We start from the raw sequence: 2680 nt of genomic DNA on the forward strand, positions 1-2680 counted from the left end.
CCATGGCGACGAACTTTTCCACATGCGCATTGACTTGCGCCGAAGTCCAGTCGGCCCAGCGTGACACCACCGCAAACGCGATGTTCTTGCGCACGGTGAGCCACGGCATGAGCGCATGGCTCTGGAACACCACGCCGCGCTCCAGGCTGGGGCCGCCGATCTCGCGGTTTTCCATGAAGATGTGGCCGGCGGTGGCGCTGTCCAGCCCGGCCAGCACATTGAGGATGGTGGTCTTGCCGCAGCCCGAGTGGCCGATGATGCAGACGAACTCACCCTTGCTGATGGTGAAGGACACGTCGGCAAACACCGGCCGGGCGGGCGTAAAGGCTTTGCTCAGGCCTTCGATCTTGAGGAATCCCTGCTGCATGTTGTGTTCTTTCATTGGCGTGGCGACAGGGGCGCGCGCAATAGGCTCACTCCACATAAGTGACGACCTTCTGTAGTTGAGCGAAGGCCAGGTCCAGCAGCATGCCGACGATGCCGATGACCAGGATGGCGAAGATCACGTTGGTGAGTGAGAGGTTGTTCCACTCGTTCCAGACGAAGTAGCCAATGCCGGTGCCACCCACCAGCATCTCGGCCGCCACAATCACCAGCCAGGCAATGCCCATGGAGATGCGCATGCCGGTCAGGATGGTGGGCGCCGCCGCCGGCAGGATCACCTGAAAGGCCTTGCGCAGGGGGCCGACTTCGAGCGTGCTGGCCACGTTGAGCCATTCGCGCTTGACCGAGGCCACGCCAAAGGCGGTGTTGATCAGCATGGGCCAGACCGAGCAGATAAAGATCACAAAGATGCCCGAGATCGATGAGTCCTTGATGGTATAGAGCGCCAGCGGCATCCACGCCAGCGGCGAGATGGGCTTGAGCACCTGGATGAAGGGGTCAAACGCGCGGCGCAGCAGTGGCGACATGCCGATCACAAAACCCAGGGGTACGGCCACCGCGCAGGCCAGCAAAAAGCCCAGGCCCACACGCGCCAGCGAATGGCCGAGCTGGATCAGGATGCCCTTGTCGTTGGGGCCGTTGTCATACAGCGGGTTGGACACCTGCTTCCAGATGGCTGTGCCCATCTGGCCCAGCGTGGGGAAACCGGTGGTCTTGGTGTTGCCAGGGTCCTTGCCCATCATCTTCTGGTATTCGATCTGCTCGGCGCTCAGGCCCGCCGTGCTGGCTGCCGGCGTACCGGATGCGGGCAGCGTGGCCACGTACCAGATGCCCAGGAAGGCGAAAAAGATAAGCAGCGAGACCAGGCCCGCCTTGAGGTTCAGGGATTTCATGAAAGCTTGTTGATGCTGAAGCTCTTGACGTAGTCGTCTGGTTTTGCAGGGTCAAACTCCTTGCCCATCACCTTGAACTTCTTGTAAGCGCCTTCGGGCGGCTTGAAGCCGGCCAGCGCCATCTGCTTCTTGGCGTCGGTGAGCATGAAGACCTTTTCGGCGATCTGTTTGTAGTTAACCTCGCCCTTCACATAACCCCAGCGCTTCATCTGCGTGAGCATCCACACCGCCATGCTCTGCCACGGCACCGGGTCGAAGTTGGCGCGGTCCGGCACGTTGCGGATATTTCCCAGGCCGTCGGCGAACTTGCCTGTGAGAACCTGCTGCAGCACGGCCTCGGGCTGGTTGAGGTATTGCGTAGGCGCGATCACCTTGGCGATCAGGTCGCGGTCTTTCGGCTGGCTGGCCATGAAGGATGCGCCCAGCACGGCGCGGTAGAGCGCGGCAAAGGTGTTGGGGTTCTTCTGGATGAACTCGTCGCTGACGCCAAAAGCGCAGCAAGGGTGGCCGTCCCAGATTTCCTTGGAGAGGATGTGGATGAAACCGACCTCGTCGTACACCGCGCGCTGGTTGAAAGGATCAGGGCCGAGGAAACCGTCGATATTGCCGGCGCGCAGGTTGGCCACCATCTCGGGTGGTGGCACAACCCGCAGCTGCACGTCGGTGTCGGGGTTCAGGCCGTTCTCGGCCAGGTAGTAGCGCAGCAAAAAGTTATGCATGCTGTACTCGAACGGAATCGCGAACTTGAACCCTTTCCAGTTCTTCGGATCGCGGTTGTTCTTGTGCTTCACATGCAGCGTGATGGCCTGGCCATTGGTGTTCTGGATGCTGGCCACATTCATGTTGACCTGGTTGGAACCGAGACCCATGGTCATTGCCAGCGGCATGGGTGACAGGAAGTGGGAGGCGTCATGCTCCTTGTTGATCATCTTGTCGCGTATCAGCGCCCAGCCGGCGGTTTTGTTGAGCTGGACGTTCAGGCCTTCTTTTTTGTAAAAGCCCAGCGGGTCGGCCATGATGAGCGGGCTGGCGCAGGTGATGGCGATGAAGCCGATCTTCAGATCCTTCTTTTCCAGGGGCACGCGGTCTTGCGCCATGGCCTCCAGCGCACCGAGCGGTAGCACCGAGGCAATCGCAGCGCGCGCCGTGTTGGCGCCCACCGCACGCAGGAAGTTGCGGCGCACGCTGTCAACCGGGAACAGCGCCTTCACCAGGCTGGCTTCCATAAAGCTGTGTGAGAGCGCTTGCGGGCTGGCGGCAGACGCGTCGGCGGCATGGTGATCGGCCGCGCTGTGGTCCCTGCCGCAGCTGCATTTGAGCATCAGGGGCTGGTCGGCGTCGTAGGGAGAAAAGAGGTCAGACATGGCGCGCACCTTTCTTTGGACGATGGGGATGACTTGCAA

General features: G+C 61.1%; 3 protein-coding genes. All 3 read right to left on the minus strand.

What is annotated here, in order from left to right:
* Positions 1 to 367, minus strand: a 367-nt coding sequence (locus AC1D1X_RS20350) for an ATP-binding cassette domain-containing protein (RefSeq protein WP_477699018.1), incomplete at its 3' end; no start/stop codon positions are given.
* A 46-nt stretch (positions 368 to 413) separates the two neighbouring features.
* Positions 414 to 1277, minus strand: coding sequence for a nitrate ABC transporter permease (ntrB, locus tag AC1D1X_RS20355; RefSeq protein ID WP_477648256.1), 864 nt, complete (start codon positions 1275 to 1277; stop codon positions 414 to 416).
* Positions 1274 to 2641 (minus strand): CmpA/NrtA family ABC transporter substrate-binding protein, encoded by a 1368-nt coding sequence (locus AC1D1X_RS20360; RefSeq protein ID WP_477668874.1) that lies wholly within the window; start codon positions 2639 to 2641, stop codon positions 1274 to 1276. Before AC1D1X_RS20360 ends, ntrB begins: the two co-directional genes overlap by 4 nt.
* Between the last annotated feature and the right edge of the window lie 39 nt (positions 2642 to 2680).

The organism is Polaromonas sp. P1_G4, assembly GCF_056405475.1.